Annotated in this window: 4 protein-coding genes; all 4 read right to left on the bottom strand. The window is 65.8% G+C overall.

Going from position 1 to position 3,102, the window contains the following annotated elements; translation table 11 throughout:
- On the bottom strand, positions 1 to 158 hold a 158-nt coding region (locus DBR22_RS18390), incomplete at its 3' end, for a (d)CMP kinase (RefSeq protein WP_181365242.1).
- Positions 158 to 1,267, bottom strand: coding sequence for a prephenate dehydrogenase (locus tag DBR22_RS18385; RefSeq protein WP_108600197.1), 1,110 nt, complete (start codon positions 1,265 to 1,267; stop codon positions 158 to 160). The genes DBR22_RS18385 and DBR22_RS18390, both read right to left, overlap by 1 nt.
- 3 nt (positions 1,268 to 1,270) lie before the next feature.
- Positions 1,271 to 2,527: a pseudouridine synthase gene (locus DBR22_RS18380; protein ID WP_108600196.1), complete on the bottom strand. Its 1,257-nt coding sequence runs from the start codon at positions 2,525 to 2,527 to the stop codon at positions 1,271 to 1,273.
- A 109-nt stretch (positions 2,528 to 2,636) separates the two neighbouring features.
- On the bottom strand, positions 2,637 to 3,102 hold a 466-nt coding region (scpB, locus tag DBR22_RS18375; RefSeq protein WP_108600195.1), incomplete at its 5' end, for an SMC-Scp complex subunit ScpB.

Genomic DNA, 3,102 nt, shown 5'->3' with positions numbered 1-3,102 from the left:
CGGTACATGGCACCGGTGTCCAGGTACGCAAGGTGCAGCCGGCGTGCCACTTCCCTGCTCACGCTGGACTTTCCGGAACCGGACGGCCCGTCGATGGCGACCACCAGTGGCCTGCCGACGCGCAGCGCCGGAAGGGTGTCAAGAAGTTCCTGTGTCATTACTGGAGTACCCGCCATCCGCGGTCGTTGAGTGCTTCGATCAGGTGGTCGTGTTTGTTCGGCAGGACAGAGAGTTCCACCATGCCAACATTCTGGCCTGAGGAATGGTCCAGCCGCAGGTCCTCCACGTTGACACCGATCTCGCCGATTTCGGTGAGGAGCCTGGCGATCTGGCCCGGTTTGTCGTCAACAAGGACAGTCAGCCATGCGTAAGCCTGCGGCGGGCCGCCGTGCTTGCCCGGAATACGGGCCTGGCCGGCGTTGCCTTCGCTGATCAGTTGCGCCAGATCAAGCCGCGCGCCTGGCGCCGTGGGGTCCTCGAGGGTGCCGATAAGGCGGTTCAGGTCTTCGCGGACGCCGTGGAGGATATCGACGACTTTCCGGGCGTTGCCGCCCAGGATCTGGACCCACAGGGTGGGGTCGCTTGCCGCGATCCGGGTGACATCGCGCAGGCCGTTGCCGGCCAGGGACAGGGCATGAAGCGGCGTTCCCTGCAGCCGGCTGGCCAGCAATGACGACATCACCTGCGGCAGGTGGGAAACCAGTGCCACTGCTTCGTCGTGCTCCTCGGGGCTGAACTGCGATACAACAGCTCCGAGGTCCGTTGCCAGCGAACGCGCCGTCTGCACAGCAGCCTCGGACGATTCAGTGCCGGGGCACACCACCCAGGGCATGGACGTAAAAAGCTCACCGCGGGCCGCGACCGGTCCGGACTTTTCACGCCCAGCCATCGGGTGGGTACCCACGTAGCGGGTCAGGTCCACCGCGCGGCTGCGAAGCTCCATCAGGATTGCTGCCTTGACGCTGGCGATGTCCACCACGACTGAACCGGGGTAGTCGGCCAGGGCCTTGGCGACGACGTCGGCAGTCACGTCAGGCGGTGCTGCCACCACCACCAGTTCAGGCGTTTCGTCACCGAGGTGCTCCAGGGGCTGGCCTGCACCGATATCGACGGCGACGGCCTGGTTGGTGGGCGACGGGTCAGAGAGGAACACGGGCACGCCGCGTCCCCGCAGGCCCAGCCCGATGCTGGCACCGAGCAGGCCGGTGCCAATCACCACCACCGGGCCGTTGAGGTGTCCACGCCCGTGCGAGCGGAATGCGGACATGCCTCAGAGCCCTACGGATGCCAGCAGGTGGCCGACTTCCTGCTTGCCAAGGTTGCGGATGCTGCCCTGGCGCTGGTCACCCAGCCCGATGGGACCCACCTTGACGCGCACCAGGCGCAGGACAGGGAAGCCGACGGCGTCGAAAAGGCGCCGGACAATCCGGTTCTTGCCGGAGTGCAGGACTACCTCGATCAGCACGTGACCGGGCGTGGAGTCCACCAGCTTGAACGAGTCAACGGAGGCGATGCCGTCCTCAAGTTCCACACCTTCGCGCAGCTGCGCGCCGATTCCCTGTGGGAACGGGCCCCGGACCTGGACCAGGTAGGTCTTGGGGACCTCATAGGACGGGTGGGTGAGCCGGTTGGCCAGCTCGCCGTCGTTCGTGAGGAGCAGCAGGCCTTCGGTGGCGACGTCCAGGCGGCCCACATGGAAAAGCCGCTCGCCCTGGTGGGTTTTCCGCACGAAGTCACTGATGCAGGGACGGCCGTCCGGGTCCTCCATGGTGGAGACAACGCCCTTGGGCTTGTTGAAGACCATGTAGACGAGGTTGTCATCGAGCTGGATGCGCAGGCCGTCGACGTGGACGATGGCGGTCTGGGGGTCAATGCGGACACCAAGCTCGGTCACCACCTGGCCGTCGACCTCGACGCGGCCCTCGGCGATCATTTCCTCGCAGACGCGGCGCGAAGCCACGCCGGCCTGCGCCATGACCTTCTGCAGCCGGACGCCGTCGGCGTCGTGGAGTTCAGACTGCGGAACAGCGCTCCGCGGGCCCCGCTTGCGCGACGGCTTGCGGACCGGACCAAGGTTCTGCCCGAACCGTTCGCTGCCGAAAGCACGCGATGCTGCCGCGCCGGGCCTGGCCGAGCGTGGCTTGGGCTTGAGGGCACCGGGAGTTCCGGGCTCTTTTTTGGCGCCCGGCTTGCGGGCTGCCGGCTTCCGTGAGGACTGCCCTGCGGGCTTCCGGTCGGATCCGTCGCGGCCGGCCGGCGATGCGGGGGCGTCGCCGGGATCGACAAACGGCTCCTCGCGCGGCTTCGGGGCCTTGTACGGACGGTCTCCGTACGGACGTTCTCCGCCGCCACCGAATCCTGCGTTGCGCTTGCCTGCGCCGGCGCGGAATCCGCCGCCCTGCGCCGCATTACGGCCGGCGCCGCCCTGTGCCGGATTGCGGCTGGCGCCGCCCTGTCCGGCATTGCGTTCTGAACTGTTGCGTCCCGAACTGTTACGTGGTGAACCCTGGCGTCCCGCCTGTGTCATGACCCGTCCTTCGATATGTTGGCCGGCAAGTTGTCCAACAACAACCCTAGCCAGCCATGCAGAATTTATCTGCCCTTATGAATACTCTTGTGCGCAGGCGGTTGCCCGCCTACATTCTGTCGGCGTCGTAGAACTCCGCGATGCCCTCAAGCCCCGGAAGATGGGGTGAGAGCTGAGGCAGTTCAGCCACTGAGCCGATTCCCATCCGTTCCAGGAAATACGACGTGGTCCGGTAGAGGATTGCTCCCGACTCGGGATCGTGACCCGAATCTTCGATCAGCCCGCGTTGGGTCAATGTCCGTACGACAGAATCGACATTGACTCCTCGAATCGCAGACACGCGGGCCCTGGAGACGGGCTGCCGGTACGCGATGACAGCGAGTGTTTCCAGCGCTGCCTGCGTGAGCCTGGCCGTCTGTCCCTCCAGCACGAACTGTCCGACTATGTCAGCGAACTCCGTGCGGGAGTAGATCCGCCAGCCACCGGCGATGTTCCGCAATTCAAAACCCCGGGGGGTGGCAATGAAACCAGCATTGCTGGGCTCGTCCATGTCCGGGGCTTTAACAGTATAGCCG

This window comes from Arthrobacter sp. HMWF013, assembly GCF_003061105.1.
Taxonomy (GTDB): domain Bacteria; phylum Actinomycetota; class Actinomycetes; order Actinomycetales; family Micrococcaceae; genus Arthrobacter.
This window is presented reverse-complemented; position numbering and strand designations above follow the sequence as displayed.